Below are 16,887 nucleotides of genomic sequence, written 5' to 3' on the forward strand. Positions count from 1 at the left end.
TTTTTGCCTCAAATATCAACACGCGATTTGCATGTGATCATTTCTATCATCGATCAATTTCGCCAAACACAATATCTTGCGTACCAATGATGGTTACTGCATCCGCAATCATGTGCCCACTAGCCATTTCATTTAAACCTTGCAGATGCGCAAATCCTGGAGCACGAATTTTCAAACGGTAAGGCTTATTGGCGCCATCCGATACCATGTAGATACCAAACTCGCCTTTTGGATGCTCAACTGCCGCATACGCCTCACCTGCTGGCACATGAAAACCTTCTGAAAACAATTTGAAGTGATGGATCAATTCTTCCATATTCGACTTCATATTCACACGTGCTGGTGGCGCTACTTTAAGATTATTACTGATCACCGGACCGGCATTATTACGCAGCCACTCTACGCATTGCTTAATAATCCGATTCGACTGACGCATTTCTTCTACGCGCACCAAGTAGCGATCATAACTATCACCATTGACACCAACAGGGATATCAAAGTCCAGCAAGTCATACACTTCGTAAGGCTGCTTCTTACGCAAATCCCACTCAACACCAGAACCGCGCAACATCGCACCGGTAAAGCCCATGGCCTTGGCTCGCTCAGGCGAGACCACACCGATACCAACCAGTCGCTGCTTCCAAATACGATTATCCGTCAACAAGGTCTCGTATTCATCGACATAGGTCGGGAAACGGTTAGTGAAATCCTCAATGAAATCGAGCAAGGAACCTTGGCGATTTTCATTCAGCAAACGCATCGCCTTGTCGTTTTTCAACAGCGAAGCCTTATGCTTAGGCATTTCATTTGGCAGATCGCGATACACGCCACCCGGACGGTAATAGGCCGCATGCATACGAGCACCAGAAACCGCCTCATAACAATCCATCAAATCTTCACGCTCACGAAAAGCGTACAACATCACCGCCATCGCGCCGACGTCAAGTGAGTGGGCACCTATCCACAGCAAATGATTCAAGATACGGGTGATCTCGTCGAACATGACGCGTATGTACTGCGCACGCAAAGGCACTTCGAGACCCAACATCTTCTCGATTGCCATCACGTAGGCATGCTCATTACTCATCATGGAAACGTAATCAAGCCTGTCCATATACGGAACAGACTGCAAATATGTTTTTTGTTCTGCGAGTTTTTCGGTGGCACGATGCAATAAGCCGATATGCGGATCAGCGCGCTGTATCACCTCACCATCGAGCTCCAACACCAGACGCAATACACCATGGGCAGCAGGATGCTGCGGACCAAAGTTTAAGGTGTAATTTTTAATTTCAGCCATTAATTTTCCTTAACCCTTCATACCGTAATGCTCTTCACGAATCACACGCGGAGTATTCTCACGCGGCTCTATCGTCACCGGCTGATAGATAACTCTTTTTTGATCCGCGTCATAACGCATCTCAACATAACCAGAGACAGGGAAATCTTTACGGAAGGGATGACCGATAAAGCCATAATCAGTCAAAATACGACGCAAGTCATTATGTCCGTCAAACAAGATACCAAACAAATCAAAGGCTTCGCGCTCGTACCAATCAGCAGAACTCCAGACCTCAACCAATGAAGGCAGCAAGGGCATGTCATCATCAGCCGCAAACACCCTTACTCGTAGGCGCCAGTTATTCCTCAGAGACAGCAAATGCGAAACAGCAGCAAAACGCGCACCATCCCAAGCACCGTCAGCGTAAGTAGAATAATCCACGCCACACAAGTCAAGTAACTGTTCAAAGGCAGTGCTTGCGTCATCGCGCAAATCTATCATCGCCTGTAAATAATCAGCAGGAGCCAGAACCACGGTCAACTCACCAAAAGCGCTAAACGACTGGAGCAGTCTAGCGCCCAAGACATTTTTTACTGCCGCTTCAAGATTTTCAAATTTTGTAGTCATAGTATGAACTGCCTTTAATTAAGCCACTGAAGCACAAAATTTCACAGAAATTCGCAACATCAGCGCGCGATCGTATTCGTACGCTTAATTTTATTTTGCAACTGAATAACCCCGTAGATCAAAGCTTCAGCGGTCGGCGGACAACCCGGCACATAAATATCAACCGGGACAATGCGATCACAACCACGCACTACGGAATAAGAATAATGATAGTAACCACCACCATTGGCGCACGAACCCATGGAAATGACCCAACGCGGCTCCGCCATCTGATCGTACACCTTGCGTAAGGCTGGCGCCATTTTATTACACAAAGTACCAGCAACGATCATCACGTCAGACTGTCGCGGCGAAGGGCGAAACACCACACCAAAGCGATCCAAGTCATAACGTGAACAACCCGCGTGCATCATCTCTACCGCACAACAAGCCAGACCAAAGCTCATCGGCCACATAGACCCAGTGCGCGTCCAGTTAATCAGCTTATCGGCCGTCGTAGTGACGAAGCCTTCGTTGAGTACGCCTTCAATTGCCATAATCTATCACTCCCAATCCAGGGCGCCCTTTTTCCAGATATACCAAAAGCCCACCGCAAACTCAACAATAAAACCGAGCATGACCAAATACCCCATAAAACCAAGGTCACGCATTGCCACAGCCCACGGAAAGAAGAATGCCGTCTCCAAATCGAACAATATGAACAAAATAGCGACAAGATAGTAACGCACGTCAAATTTCATGCGCGCATCTTCAAACGCCTCAAAGCCACATTCATAGGGAGATGTTTTTTGACTGTCGGGTTTAAAAGGTGCTAGAACGCGACCCAAAACTTGCGGAACCACACCTACCGCAATGCCGACCAAAATAAAGAGAAGAACAGGGAAATAATTTTCGAGATTCACGATAGGTTCCCCGTATTTAAATGTCAGATTGAATAATTCGCATTATGATAACCGCAAATTTCAGAGCAGCATCACTTAGGAAGAATTCCTTGATCGAACTCAAGAGAAAAACTTAAGAAAAACTATTGGTGCCGACGACGAGACTCGAACTCGTACAGCTTTCGCCACTACCCCCTCAAGATAGCGTGTCTACCAATTTCACCACGTCGGCACAAGCGCTGCATTCTACTCTCTTCAGCCCAATTGTTCAACGCACAATTGCGGAAATTCAATCATTTTTACAGCGCAACACTAAAAAAATTTAAAATATTTTTTAAAATTTCTAATTATTTAGGAATTTGATTCGATTGCCCCGCTGCACTCGCTGGAACTGCAGTTACTGCAGCAGCAGAAGCGGCGGCAGGCGCAGTTTTTACCGAAGACAAATTATCCATAACACCGACAGAACTAGTGCGATGACCACCAATAAAAGTCAAAGCCAGGGTCGCACCAAAGAAAATCGCAGCGGCGATACCTGTAGACTTAGAAAGAAAGTTCGAAGAACCGGTCGCACCAAACAGACTGCCCGAAGCGCCAGAGCCAAAAGAGGCTCCCATATCCGCGCCCTTGCCGTGTTGCAGCAAGACCAAACCAATGATAGTCAACGCTGACAGAACCTGCACAACCACGACCAAAGTATAAAAATTTTGCATTCAAAACACCCAGTTAAATTAATTACCACATTAAAAACAACAACTACCAAAACATTCTTTACACGGCATTAATGATCGCAAGAAAGTCAACAGACTTCAGCGCAGCACCACCAATTAGACCACCATCAATATCCACCATCGCCAGCAACTCGCGCGCATTCTCTGGCTTCATACTTCCGCCATACAAAATCTGAACTTTCTGAGCCACCTCGTCCGAGCGCACCGCCAACTGAGCACGCAATACCGCATGCACATCCTGCGCCATTTGTGGCGTCGCGGTTTTACCGGTGCCAATTGCCCACACAGGCTCGTAGGCGACGACGATTTTAGCCAAGGCCGCATCATCCAACACATTAAGCACCGCCTGCAATTGCGCGCTCACGACAGCCTCGGTCTGACCCAACTCACGCTGCTCCAAAGTTTCACCGACGCAAACGATAGGCAAAATACCTGCAGCCAAGGCACGCAAGGTTTTTTGTGCCACCAACTCATTCGACTCATGATGATAGGCACGGCGCTCAGAGTGACCGAGAATCACATACTTACAAGCAAAATCATTGAGCATAGTCGCTGAAATTTCACCGGTGTAAGCACCTGCGGCATGCATAGACACATCCTGCGCACCCCAACTGATGCCACTACCCGCCAGCGACTCGGCGCACTGCGCCAAATACACAGCAGGAGCACACACCAATACATCACAAGACTGCCCCGCCATACCAGCCTTAAGCTCAGCGAGCAAGGCACTATTGGCAGCGAGGCTGCCATTCATTTTCCAATTACCAGCTATTAGTGTACGGCGCATAGCATTCTAAAATTTTATTAACCCTCTATTGTATCGTGAGCGCGGCGCAGGGGTCAAATTGAGCAGACCAGTTTCAAAACATTTCCATCGTCACAACAGGCCAAACAGCGCCAGTAAAACTCCGCAGAACGTGCAGGAAGCCAATATACTCCCCCTAGGTATTTTTCAATCACGCAATAAAGACGCGGGAAAACACTATGATTTACAATAAAAAGTAGGGAGTATATAAAACTTCTAGAAAAATCAGCGCAAATCTATCGCAAATCAAATTTGCAACATTATTTTACCGACATGCTGGCTACTCTCCATCAGACGATGCGCCTGCGCCGCCTGCTCCAAGGCAAAAACCTGGTAAATCACCGGCTTAATCGACTTAGCCTCCAGCAAGGGCCAGACCCGCACCAGCAATTGGCGCGCAATTGCAGCCTTAAAAGCAATAGAACGCGGCCTTAAAGTGGAACCAGTAATAGTTAAACGCCGCCGCAACACTTGCCCCATATCCAGCTCGGCACGGGCCCCACCCAGCAGCGCAATAATCGCCAGACGCCCATCATCGGCCAGACAATTGATTTCACGCGGCAAGTAGTCGCCCGCCACCATATCCAGGATTACATCCACCCCAACCCCAGCAGTCAGGGATTTAACGACCTCAGCAAAGTCCTCGTTGCGGTAATTAATCCCACGCTCTGCCCCCAAGCTCTCGGTAATACGGCATTTCTCATCCGTGCCAGCTGTGGCAAACACCCTATGACCAAGCACAGCCGCGATTTGTATTGCCGCTACCCCTATCCCTGAAGTGCCGCCCTGCACTAACAAGCTCTCGGCGCCCGACAATCTGGACAGGTCAAACAGATTGCTCCAGACGGTAAAATAATTTTCTGGCAAAGAGGCCGCCTCCAGCGCAGTCAATCCAGCCGGAATCGGCAAACACTGCAATACCGGCGCGACGCAATATTCGGCGTAGCCACCACCCTGCACCAGCGCGCAGACCTGATCACCCAACTTAAAATCACTGCCAGCCACATCACCAGCAACAATCTCGCCCGCCACTTCCAGACCCGGCAAATCGGAAGCGCCAGCAGGCACCGGATAATGCCCCATACGCTGAAACACATCGGGTCGATTGATACCAGCCGCCTGCACTTTAATCAGCACCTCCCCAGCACGCGGCTGCGGCACAGGGCGTTCGCATAACTGCAAGACTTCAGGTTTGCCATAGGCAGTAATTTCAATTGCTCGCATCAGAGTTCCCCTCGTAAAGATATGACTCTCAATAAAAAAGCCGCGCGCATTGACATGCGTACGGCTTTTATACACGACTTAGCAAAACCTGGCGATGAATGACTATGCACCCATCGCCATCGTATTACTGCTGTGCTTCTTGCGCTTGAGCTTCGACTTCAGCAGCGGCGGCTTTCATCGACAATTTGAAGCGACCGCGATCATCTGTTTCCAGAACCTTCACTTTAACTTGCTGACCTTCTTTGAGGTAGTCAGCAACTGCATTCACGCGTTCATTGGCGATCTGGCTGATGTGCAACAAACCATCTTTACCTGGCATGATTTGCACGATAGCGCCGAAATCCAACAACTTCAGAACGGTACCTTCGTAGACCTTGCCGACTTCAACTTCAGCTGTCAATTCTTGAATGCGACGCTTGGCTTCCTGGCCAGCCGCTGCATCCACCGAAGCGATCGTCACGATACCTTCATCGCTGATATCGATCTGAGTACCAGTCTCTTCAGTCAGAGCACGAATCACCGCGCCACCCTTACCGATAACATCACGGATTTTTTCTGGGTTGATCTTGACTGTGATCAGGCGTGGTGCGAAATCAGACAATTCAACATTGCCGACTGGCACAGCTTTTTGCATTTCACCGAGAATATGCACGCGGCCTTCTTTAGCTTGCGCCAGAGCGACTTGCATGATTTCTTTAGTGATACCCTGGATTTTAATATCCATTTGCAAAGCGGTGATACCAGCAGCAGTACCGGCAACTTTAAAGTCCATGTCACCGAGGTGATCTTCATCGCCCAAGATGTCAGTCAAGACTGCAAATTTATTGCCGTCTTTGATCAAGCCCATTGCGATACCCGCAACGTGCGCTTTCATAGGCACACCGGCATCCATCAAGGCTAAGCAACCACCACATACCGACGCCATTGAGGAAGAACCGTTAGACTCAGTAATTTCCGATACCAGACGTACCGAATAGCTGAAATCTTCCGGTGCTGGCATAGCAGCCAACAGAGCGCGCTTAGCCAAACGACCGTGACCAATTTCACGACGCTTAGGCGTACCAACACGGCCAGTTTCGCCAGTAGCAAACGGAGGCATGTTGTAATGCAGCATGAAGCGATCAGTGAACTCACCCATCAAAGCATCAATTTTTTGCTCGTCACGGGCAGTACCCAGAGTTGCAATCACTAAAGCCTGAGTTTCGCCACGTGTGAACAAGGCAGTACCATGGGTACGTGGCAAGACGCCAGTACGGATAGAAATAGGACGCACAGTGCGGGTATCACGACCATCGATGCGCGGCTCGCCATCCAAGATCTGGGAACGAACGATCTTCGCTTCCAGATCAAACATGACATTGCTAACATCCGCAGAATTTGGCGCATCGACACCAGCAGCTGCAGCTTGCTCAGCCAAAGTAGCAGAAATAACTGCACTAGCCGATTTCAATTGCTCAGTACGCGCTTGCTTTTCTTTGATCTGATAAGCAGCGCGCAACAGTGGCTCAGCCACGGCAGTTACTTGCGCGATCAAAACTTCATTCTTAGGCGCAGGCGCCCATTGCACTTCAGGCTTACCGCCTTCAGCAACCAGATCGTGAATCGCATCGATCACGGCCTTCATTTGCTCGTGACCGTAGACAACCGCGCCCAGCATGATTTCTTCAGACAATACTTTGGCTTCTGACTCAACCATCATCACTGCTTGTTCAGTACCAGCAACCACAAGATCCATCTCGGACAACTTCAACTGACTCGCAGTTGGGTTCAAGACGTAAGCACCATCAATGTAACCAACGCGTGCCGCGCCGATAGGACCATTGAAAGGAATACCAGAAATGCAGATCGCAGCAGAAGCGCCGATCATGGCAGCGATGTCCGGATCAATCTCAGGATTAACCGACAACACATGGATAATTACCTGAACTTCATTCAAGTAACCTTCAGGGAACAAAGGACGGATAGGACGATCGATCAAACGCGATGTCAGCGTTTCTTTTTCAGATGGACGGCCTTCACGCTTGAAGAAACCACCAGGAATACGGCCAGCCGCATAGGTTTTTTCCATGTAATCAACTGTCAAAGGGAAAAAATCTTGACCAGGTTTAGCGTCTTTTTTAGCAACAACAGTTGCCAAAACAACGGTATCTTCGATGGAGACTAAGACTGCACCAGAAGCTTGACGAGCGATCTCGCCGGTTTCCAGGGTCACTTGATGTTGACCGTACTGGAAGGTTTTCGTAACTTTATTAAACACAATATATCCTTTCGAATTTTCCAACAGATTTTCAGGCGCTGTCGTTCACCTCACCACAAGCAGCCAAATGGCCGCCCTATTACCAACTCTAATACCAACTCCAACTGCCAAACAACCGAACTACCAAAACACCAGATAAGCAAAAAGCCTGCGTCAGCTAAACTGAGGCAGGCTTTTTACTATAAATTTTTTGCTAAAATCAGCAAGAATTACTTACGCAAGCCGAGTTTTTCGATCAGTGAGCGATAGCGATTCAAATCTTTACCTTTGAGGTAAGACAACAAGCTCTTACGACGGTTAACCATCATGATCAAACCACGACGTGAGTGGTGATCTTTGTTGTGAGCTTTAAAGTGACCATTCAGGTCATTGATACGTGCAGTCAACAAAGCAACTTGCACTTCTGGGGATCCGGTGTCGTTTTGACCGCGGGCATTGTCCGCAACGATAGCGGCCTTTGCTGTTTTTTCAATAGTCATGATTTTCCTTTTACATGCGGTAACAAGAGTAAAAATTAATTCAACCCTCATTATCGTGCTTACTTTTTACAAGATAACAATCCCATCGGAATGATGAGATCTGCGACTATAGCATGAAAATTACGCAAATTCAAATACTTGCATGCGTAAAAAGGATGATCGCTTAAGATTAAATCTCACCACAGGCGATCACCCTGGCAGGCAAACTAGATTTGCGGATTGAGCTTCTCAGACTTAGAGTGCAGTTTATTCAGCGCCGACAAATACGCCTTGGCAGATGCCACCACGATATCCGGATCCGCCCCGACCCCATTGACGATACGCCCAGCCTTAGACAAACGCATCGTCACTTCGCCCTGAGACTGAGTACCGGTGGTAATTGCATTGACTGAAAATAACAGCAACTCAGAGCCACTCTGGGTCAGCGACTCGATCGCATTAACGATGGCGTCGACCGGCCCATTACCTGTGCCTTCACAGCTGACCTCCTCGCCAGCGATAGAAAATACCACCTTGGCCGTTGGCCGCTCACCGGTCTCAGAATGCTGCGCCAAAGACACGTAGCGATATTGTTCGTTGCCATGCGCATGCTCTTCATCCGACACCAGAGACATGATGTCTTCATCGAAAATTTCCGATTTTTTATCGGCCAATTCTTTAAAGCGTGCGAATGCCGCATTCACTTCAGTCTCAGATTCCAAGGCTATGCCTAATTCTTGCAGGCGTTGCTTAAACGCATTGCGGCCCGACAATTTACCCAAGACTATTTTATTCGCGGCCCAGCCTACATCTTCGGCCCGCATAATTTCATAAGTATCGCGCGCCTTCAAGATGCCATCCTGATGAATGCCGGAAGCATGCGCAAAGGCGTTAGCGCCGACCACGGCCTTATTTGGCTGCACCGCGAAACCGGTGATTTGCGAGACCAGTTTTGAAGTCGCCACGATTTGTGTCGTATCAATACCAAAATCAAGATTGAAATAATCCTTGCGGGTACGCACCGCCATCACGATTTCTTCCAGCGCGGTATTGCCGGCGCGCTCACCGAGACCATTAATCGTACATTCAACCTGACGCGCGCCGCCTATCATGACGCCGGCCAGAGAATTGGCCACCGCCATACCCAAATCGTTGTGGCAATGCACCGACCAAATCACCTTATCGGAATTGGGAATGCGTTCGCGTAAAGTTTTCAGGGTGTTACCGTACAACTCAGGCACGCCATAGCCGACTGTATCGGCAAAATTAATCGTGGTCGCGCCCTCTTTGATGACAGCCTCAATCACACGACACAAAAAATCGATGTCGGAGCGACTCGCATCTTCCGGACTAAATTCGACGTCATCGGTAAAGGTACGGGCATAGCGCACCGCTTGCTTGGCTTGCTCCAGTACCTGATCCGGACTCATGCGCAACTTCATTTCCATATGCAAAGGCGAGGTCGCGATGAAGGTATGGATACGCTTACGCTCAGCGCCAGCCAAAGCCTCGGCGGCACGCGCGATATCTCGGTCGTTGGCACGCGACAGGGAACAGATAATCGGTTCGCGCACCGCTAAAGAAATCGCCTTAATCGATTCAAAATCACCTTGCGAGGCCGCCGCAAAACCAGCTTCGATCACATCGACTTTCAGACGCTCTAGCTGACGTGCGATACGCACTTTTTCATCCTTGGTCATTGAAGCGCCGGGGGATTGCTCGCCATCACGCAAGGTGGTATCGAATATGATGAGTTTGTCTGCCATGTCTGCTCTCCAGAGAATTTATTGCAAAAAGTGATGTTTGAAATGCGCTTGAATTACGATTGATACTGTTCTGAATACTCTTACTCCTATCCTTGCAAAACACACACGGATGGGGAGACTACTCAGATTGTGGGGGTATGAGATTGTGCGCGTTACCGCACTAGTAGATTTAGTGCAGTTAGCACCAGCAACGACAGCAGGCCTGATAGGCCTGTCTTAGCTGGTGTAACGAGAGGGGTGAATGCGAAGTTCATGGGACGACTATAAACGCGATTGGCAAAAAGCGCAAGGACAAGTCACTGAAAAGTGCAAGAATATGTGGCAACGTAACGACCAGCACTGCATCGCTGCGGCAAAAAAAAATCCACGCATGTCACGTGGATTTAATCGCTGGGAAATCTAGAAAAATCTACTTATCTCTACTTGTGGTCTTCAGTCGTCTGCACAATACTGATGGGACGACCACTACGCCAGCGCCACAACAAGACCGCGTAGCCTGATAAGCCATACATGACGAATAAACCGAACAAAACCCTAGGTGGATCGCTGACGATCGCCACATAGCCGAGCAAGATCAAAAATGGCGCAACGAAAGGCACGGATTTGCGCATATTCACGTCTTTAAAACTATAGAAAGGCACATTGGTTACCATCGTTAAACCGGCAAACAAGGTAATACTCCAGGCGCTCCAGCTCAGTTCCGCCCCTTTAAAATGCAAGTCATCCATCAATAAGATAAAACCGGCCACCAGTGCGGCCGCAGCGGGACTAGGCAAACCCTGAAAATATTTCTTATCGACCACCGCGATATTTGTATTGAAACGCGCCAGACGCAAAGCGGCACAGGCGCAATACACGAAAGCCGCCAACCAACCTAGCTTTCCCATACCCTTGAGTGACCATTCAAACACCACCAGCGCTGGCGCCGCACCGAAAGAAATCATGTCCGACAAGCTATCGTATTGCGCGCCGAATTCGCTCTGGGTATTGGTCATGCGCGCCACCCGCCCATCCAGACTATCGAGCACCATAGCCACAAAGATCGCCAAGGCGGCATGTTCAAAGCGTTGCGTCATCGCCATCACGATGGCATAAAAGCCGCAAAACAAGGCCGCCGTAGTAAAGGCATTGGGCAACAGATAAATACCGCGCCGTGGTTTAACGGGCGAACCCAGATCATCGGCTTGCGTAGATTGATTGCCTGACAGCTTGGTTTTTCTGGCACCGCGCGGGAACAACTTAAAACTGCCCTTGGGCTGACGTTTTTTAAATGAGGACATGCGTCTATTCTAGGTAGATGAGGATAGTGACCAGGCACCATCACAGCGAATTAATCGCATTGACCGCGCAATTGCACGGCAACTAAGAGGCTGGAGTATAACCGCGATTGACGCGAAGTAAAACCATGCGCGAAGTCAACATCGAACCTGCACCACTTAAAACCCCAATTCAAACACGCAATGTGGATGCGGCCTGCAGGCCAATAATGGTCTGCAGGCCACACGGGTATTGCGCACTCGGTTTTTAAAACTAGTAATTCAAGTTACAAAGCTTGTTTCAGCTGCTCCAAAATTGCTGGATTTTCCAAAGTCGAAATATCCTGAGTAATTTCTTCACCCTTGGCGAGTACACGCAACAAGCGACGCATGATTTTGCCGGAACGGGTTTTTGGCAGATTGTCACCGAAACGAATTTCTTTCGGTTTAGCAATCGGACCTATCTCCTTGGCGACCCAGTTACGCAACTCGGTGGCGATTTGCTTGGCCTCGTCACCGGTAGGACGGCTACGTTTCAAGACCACGAAGGCGCAGATCGATTCACCGGTGGTCTCGTCTGGCTTCCCGACCACCGCCGCCTCGGCCACCATAGGATGAGCCACCAGCGCCGATTCGATTTCCATCGTGCCCATGCGGTGACCGGAGACATTCAAGACATCATCGATACGACCGGTGATGGTGAAATAGCCGGTGTCTTTATTGCGGATCGCGCCATCACCGGCCAGATACACCTTACCGCCGAATTCTTCCGGGAAATAACTCTTCTTGAAACGTTCATCATCGCCCCAGATGGTGCGTATCATCGATGGCCAAGGACGTTTAACCACCAAAATACCGCCCTGCCCGTTCGGCAAATCATGACCAGTTTCATCCACGATGGCGGCCATAATGCCCGGCAAAGCTAAGGTGCAAGAACCTGGCACCAAAGGTGTCGCGCCTGGCAAAGGCGTCATCATATGGCCACCCGTTTCGGTTTGCCAGAAGGTATCAACCACTGGGCATTTCTCGCCGCCGATATTTTTGTAGTACCACATCCAGGCTTCCGGATTAATCGGCTCGCCGACCGAGCCCAGCAAGCGCAAGGACGACAAATCATATTTATTCGGATGGATAGTGGCGTCACCGTCAGCCGCCTTGATCAGCGAGCGGATCGCGGTCGGCGCGGTGTAAAAAATCGTCGCTTTATGCTTTTGTATCATGTCCCAGAAACGGCCGGCATTCGGGTAAGTCGGGATGCCCTCAAACACGATTTCGGTCGCGCCCACGGCTAGCGGGCCATAAGTGATGTAGGTGTGGCCGGTGACCCAGCCAATATCGGCGGTACACCAGAACACGTCATTGGGCTTGATGTCGAAGGTCCACTTCATGGTCAGCATGGCCCACAACAAATAGCCGCCGCTAGAATGCTGCACGCCCTTAGGCTTACCAGTAGAACCAGAGGTGTAAAGAATAAACAGCGGGTGCTCGGCGCTGACCCATTCAGGCTCGCACACGGCAGATTGGCCAGCCACCAGATCGTGCATCCAGCGATCACGTCCACCCGCCATAGTCACTTCGCCGCCGGTGCGTTGATACACCACGACGTTTCTAACTTTCTGGCAATCGCCCAGCGCCAGCGCTTCATCAACGATGGCTTTTAAAGGCAGATGTTTGCCGCCGCGCACTTGCTGATCGGCAGTAATCACCATCACCGCGCCGACGTCGACGATGCGCTCTTGCAGGGATTTCGCTGAGAAGCCACCGAACACCACAGAGTGGGTGGCACCGATACGGGCGCAGGCTTGCATTGCCACCACGCCTTCGACTGACATAGGCATGTAGATCACCACGCGGTCGCCCTTGCCTACGCCTAGCGACTTTAAGCCGTTAGCGAACTGACAGACTTTTTGATGTAATTCGGTATAGCTAACTTTAGTAACTTCGCCGCCATCGGCTTCAAACACCAAGGCGACTTTGTCGCCCAGGCCTTTTTGCAGATTCACATCCAGGCAGTTGTAAGAGACATTGAGCAGACCGTCTTCAAACCATTTATACAGCGGCGCTTGCGTTTCATCCAGGGTCGTGCTGAACGGCTTATACCAATGCAGATTCTCGCGTGCCAGCCTGGCCCAGAAACCTTCATAATCCTGTTCCGCCTCAGCGCATAGCGCGTAATAGGCATCCATACCAGAAATAGTGGCATCTGCAGCAAACGCTGCCGGTGGAGGGAAAATACGTGATTCAGCTTTTACAGGATCGAGGTCTGACATTGATATCTCCAACTGGTTTATTGTGATTTATTTTAAAACGACAAACATGAACTAGACAGCTCCACCTTAGTCTTGCAGACTTACCCAAGCCTTACGTCAAAGTGCTAAAACGATAATACCACAACAATACCATTTATCCGCAAGTGGCTTACCGCAATATCTGCGTCAGTGTAAAATACTGCCAACTTGCGTCGCGCAGATCAAAACGGCGGCACACTATAAGGCGACTGGTACTCCCTAATGCTGTTCAGTTAAGCTCCAATCCGACTAGGTGTCATCCCTGCGTAGGCAGGGATCCAGTGTCTTTAGGCTTTTACGCCGCTGGATTCCCGCTTTCGCGGGAATGACGATACGTAGGACAAAGTTTAACTGAACGGCATTAACTGGTACTCCCCGCGAATTGCATTAGACGTAAATACTGAGAGCTAACACCCGCGCCAACGCCAAGGATGCAATCGAACCACGCATTAATCAGCTACAAAATTTTAAGCAAGCACGATTTTTTTACCTAGCCCAGAGCCAAATCATGACTATCATCAAGCAAGACGATCTGATCGAATCCATCGCCGCCGCACTGCAGTACATCAGCTACTATCATCCGGCTGACTACATCGCCCATCTGGCGCGCGCCTACGAGACAGAACAAAGCCCGGCCGCCAAGGATGCGATTGCCCAGATCCTGACCAACTCGCGCATGTGCGCCGAAGGCCGTCGCCCGATTTGCCAGGACACCGGCATCGTCAATGTGTTCTTAAAAATCGGTATGGGCGTGCGCTTTGAAGGTTTTAGCGGCTCCATTACCGACGCCGTCAATGAAGGTGTGCGTCAGGGTTACAACAATCCCGACAACGTGTTGCGCGCCTCTATCGTGGCAGACCCTTTGTTTGATCGCAAAAACACCAAGGACAATACGCCAGCGGTAGTCCACATGGAACTGGTACCAGGCAATACGGTCGACGTACAAGTAGCAGCCAAGGGCGGCGGATCAGAAAACAAGACCAAGTTCGTCATGCTCAACCCATCTGATTCATTGATAGACTGGGTCATGAAAACCGTACCGACCATGGGCGCTGGCTGGTGCCCGCCTGGCATGCTGGGCATAGGCATAGGTGGTACTGCAGAAAAAGCCATGCTGATGGCGAAAGAATCCTTGATGGAAGACATCAACATGTACGAGCTGAAATTACGCGGCCCGCAAAACAAGACCGAAGAGCTGCGCATAGAATTGTGCGACAAGATCAATGCCCTAGGCATAGGCGCACAAGGTCTGGGCGGTTTGACCACCGTGCTCGACGTCAAGATCAATATGTACCCTACCCACGCAGCTTCCAAACCAGTGGCCATGATCCCTAACTGCGCCGCGACCCGTCACGGTCACTTTGTGCTGGACGGTTCTGGCCCGGTCTACATGACGCCACCAGCGCTATCTAGCTGGCCGGATGTGCACTGGGTTGCCGATACCGAAAAATCCAAACGCATCGATCTCAATACATTAAGCAAAGAAGAAGTCGCTTCCTGGACCCCAGGCCAGACTTTACTGCTGAACGGCAAAATGCTGACCGGCCGCGATGCCGCCCACAAGCGCATCCAGGACATGCTGGCCAAGGGCGAAACCCTGCCGGTAGATTTCACCAACCGCGTGATCTACTATGTCGGCCCGGTCGATCCTGTGCGTGACGAAGCGGTAGGCCCTGCCGGCCCGACTACGGCGACCCGCATGGATAGCTTTACCGACATGATGTTAGAAAAAACCGGCTTGATCTCTATGATAGGCAAGGCAGAGCGCGGCCCAGCTGCCATTGCATCGATCAAACAACATGGTTCGGCCTATCTGATGGCAGTGGGCGGCGCCGCCTACCTGGTATCAAAAGCCATCAAGACCGCCAAGGTGGTGGGCTTTGCCGATCTGGGTATGGAAGCGATTTACGAGTTTGATGTCGTCGATATGCCAGTCACAGTAGCGGTTGATTCCAAAGGCACCTCGGTGCACACCACCGGCCCGAAAGAATGGCAAGCCAAGATAGGCATCATCCCGGTTGCCTGATTTGTCTGCCATTTCTGCCATTAACACCTTAGCTGAGACTACAGCTATCAAACACCCCGGGCAGCCAGTCGGGGTGTTTGATTCTGGCGTGGGCGGCCTCTCGGTGCTGGCACATATACGCCAGCAGCTGCCGGGCGAACAGCTGATCTACTTTGCAGATTCTGGCTTCGCGCCTTACGGCGAAAAATCGGATGAGGTGCTGATAGAACGCAGTCTGGCAGTTGCCGAATTTTTACTCACGCATCACATCAAGGCGCTGGTGATTGCCTGCAATACCGCCACCGCCGCGGCGGTAGCTACCTTACGCCAGCGCTACCCCGAGCTGATCATCATAGGCATGGAGCCGGGCTTAAAACCGGCGGCGCTGCACAGCGTATCGAAGGTGGTCGGCGTATTAGCCACCAAGAGCACCTTGCAAAGTCAAAAATTTAGCCAGTTACGCGACCAGCTCAGCGTCGAAACCGGCGTCAACTTTATCGCGCAAGCCTGCATAGGTTTAGTCAACCAAATTGAAAAAGCCGAGCTGCATTCTGCCGAAACCCTGCAACTGGTGCGCCGCTACGTCGCGCCGCTACTCGCGCAAGGCGCCGATACGCTAGTACTAGGCTGCACCCACTACCCCTTTATCGCTCATCTGATTCGTCAAGTTGTGGCAGAAAACCAGCCAGACGCCAAGCTAGACGCAGTGCGCCTGATAGACACCGGCGAAGCGGTCGCCAGACGTCTGCACAAACTACTAGAGCAGCAAGGTCTACTCAACACCCAGCCATCCGCTGCGATAAGCAGCACAGCGCTAAACACCTACACCACAGGCAGCACCAGCAACCTGGAACACGCACTACAGCACATGCTGGGCTTGCGCGCCGACCAGTACCAGCTCAGCGCCCTGGCATAAGACCAGCGCCAGCGCGCCCGCCAAAACCAAACAATTTCAAACAGGACCTAGCCCGAGACCCATATCCCATGCGGGTTTGCGGGCAGATGCCGCCAGCAGCCGCATAGAATATGCGCACTGGGCTTGCCTGTTTAAAAAATTTTGATTGAATCGCGGCTGGCTGGGTGGCCACGCTTTTGTGTCCACGCCGAGATAACCCGACAAGACTGCATGCAAGGATGTTTTGGTTTGATGGAGCTTAAGCTGATGTGTTGTTGCTTGCCCCTTACGCGTGGGCACGATGATGCTTGTGCCCACCCGCCGCCTCTTCTTTTAAGAAAATGCCGAATCAAAAAGGGATCAAAGCGGAATCAAATCGGAATCGAAAGGCGCAGCGCCAATTCAAAATTTC

At 50.5% G+C, this 16,887-nt stretch carries 15 protein-coding genes and 1 tRNA gene; 3 read left to right on the plus strand and 13 right to left on the minus strand.

From position 1 onward, the window contains the following. Positions 1-46: 46 nt before the first annotated feature. The 11 genes from EJN92_RS01670 to EJN92_RS01720 all read right to left on the minus strand — a co-directional run bounded on the left by EJN92_RS01670 (position 47) and on the right by EJN92_RS01720 (position 10,031). Positions 47-1,300: an NADH-quinone oxidoreductase subunit D gene (locus tag EJN92_RS01670; protein WP_126126245.1), complete on the minus strand. Its 1,254-nt coding sequence runs from the start codon at positions 1,298-1,300 to the stop codon at positions 47-49. A gap of 9 nt (positions 1,301-1,309) precedes the next feature. After that, positions 1,310-1,909, minus strand: coding sequence for an NADH-quinone oxidoreductase subunit C (locus EJN92_RS01675; RefSeq protein ID WP_126126246.1), 600 nt, complete (start codon positions 1,907-1,909; stop codon positions 1,310-1,312). Positions 1,910-1,968: 59 nt separating this feature from the next. Continuing rightward, positions 1,969-2,445, minus strand: coding sequence for a NuoB/complex I 20 kDa subunit family protein (locus tag EJN92_RS01680; protein ID WP_126126247.1), 477 nt, complete (start codon positions 2,443-2,445; stop codon positions 1,969-1,971). A 6-nt stretch (positions 2,446-2,451) separates the two neighbouring features. After that, on the minus strand, positions 2,452-2,811 hold the full coding sequence (gene ndhC / locus EJN92_RS01685; RefSeq protein WP_126126248.1) for an NADH-quinone oxidoreductase subunit A: 360 nt from the start codon (positions 2,809-2,811) through the stop codon (positions 2,452-2,454). A 126-nt stretch (positions 2,812-2,937) separates the two neighbouring features. Continuing rightward, a tRNA-Leu gene (locus EJN92_RS01690) sits at positions 2,938-3,022 on the minus strand. Positions 3,023-3,137: 115 nt separating this feature from the next. After that, the gene (gene secG / locus EJN92_RS01695) at positions 3,138-3,503 is read right to left on the minus strand and encodes a preprotein translocase subunit SecG (protein ID WP_126126249.1); all 366 of its coding nucleotides are present in this window, start codon (positions 3,501-3,503) and stop codon (positions 3,138-3,140) included. A gap of 58 nt (positions 3,504-3,561) precedes the next feature. Further along, positions 3,562-4,308 (minus strand): triose-phosphate isomerase, encoded by a 747-nt coding sequence (tpiA, locus tag EJN92_RS01700; protein WP_126126250.1) that lies wholly within the window; start codon positions 4,306-4,308, stop codon positions 3,562-3,564. A gap of 264 nt (positions 4,309-4,572) precedes the next feature. Next, positions 4,573-5,550, minus strand: a complete 978-nt coding sequence (locus EJN92_RS01705; protein WP_126126251.1) for an NAD(P)H-quinone oxidoreductase — start codon at positions 5,548-5,550, stop codon at positions 4,573-4,575. 124 nt (positions 5,551-5,674) lie between these two features. Next, positions 5,675-7,807 (minus strand): polyribonucleotide nucleotidyltransferase, encoded by a 2,133-nt coding sequence (pnp, locus tag EJN92_RS01710; protein WP_126126252.1) that lies wholly within the window; start codon positions 7,805-7,807, stop codon positions 5,675-5,677. 209 nt (positions 7,808-8,016) lie between these two features. Continuing rightward, on the minus strand, positions 8,017-8,286 hold the full coding sequence (gene rpsO / locus EJN92_RS01715) for a 30S ribosomal protein S15 (RefSeq protein WP_126126253.1): 270 nt from the start codon (positions 8,284-8,286) through the stop codon (positions 8,017-8,019). A gap of 206 nt (positions 8,287-8,492) precedes the next feature. Continuing rightward, on the minus strand, positions 8,493-10,031 hold the full coding sequence (locus EJN92_RS01720; protein WP_126126254.1) for a 2-isopropylmalate synthase: 1,539 nt from the start codon (positions 10,029-10,031) through the stop codon (positions 8,493-8,495). Positions 10,032-10,272: 241 nt separating this feature from the next. Between EJN92_RS01720 and EJN92_RS21375 the strand changes: the two genes are divergently transcribed. Beyond that, complete coding sequence (locus EJN92_RS21375; RefSeq protein WP_157984289.1) at positions 10,273-10,434, plus strand: hypothetical protein; 162 nt, start codon at positions 10,273-10,275, stop codon at positions 10,432-10,434. Positions 10,435-10,450: 16 nt separating this feature from the next. Here EJN92_RS21375 and pssA read toward each other — a convergent pair whose 3' ends face one another. Both pssA and acs read right to left on the minus strand, forming a co-directional pair. Beyond that, positions 10,451-11,311, minus strand: coding sequence for a CDP-diacylglycerol--serine O-phosphatidyltransferase (gene pssA, locus EJN92_RS01725; RefSeq protein WP_126126255.1), 861 nt, complete (start codon positions 11,309-11,311; stop codon positions 10,451-10,453). 263 nt (positions 11,312-11,574) lie between these two features. After that, positions 11,575-13,557, minus strand: coding sequence for an acetate--CoA ligase (gene acs / locus EJN92_RS01730; protein WP_126126256.1), 1,983 nt, complete (start codon positions 13,555-13,557; stop codon positions 11,575-11,577). Positions 13,558-14,083: 526 nt separating this feature from the next. Between acs and EJN92_RS01735 the strand changes: the two genes are divergently transcribed. Together EJN92_RS01735 and murI are read left to right on the plus strand one after the other, a co-directional pair. Continuing rightward, positions 14,084-15,601, plus strand: a complete 1,518-nt coding sequence (locus EJN92_RS01735) for a fumarate hydratase (RefSeq protein WP_126126257.1) — start codon at positions 14,084-14,086, stop codon at positions 15,599-15,601. A gap of 1 nt (position 15,602) precedes the next feature. Continuing rightward, the gene (gene murI / locus EJN92_RS01740; protein ID WP_227869656.1) at positions 15,603-16,496 is read left to right on the plus strand and encodes a glutamate racemase; all 894 of its coding nucleotides are present in this window, start codon (positions 15,603-15,605) and stop codon (positions 16,494-16,496) included. Positions 16,497-16,887 lie beyond the last annotated feature (391 nt).

Origin of the sequence: Undibacterium parvum (genome assembly GCF_003955735.1) — a bacterium.
Taxonomy (GTDB): Bacteria; Pseudomonadota; Gammaproteobacteria; order Burkholderiales; family Burkholderiaceae_D; genus Undibacterium; species Undibacterium parvum.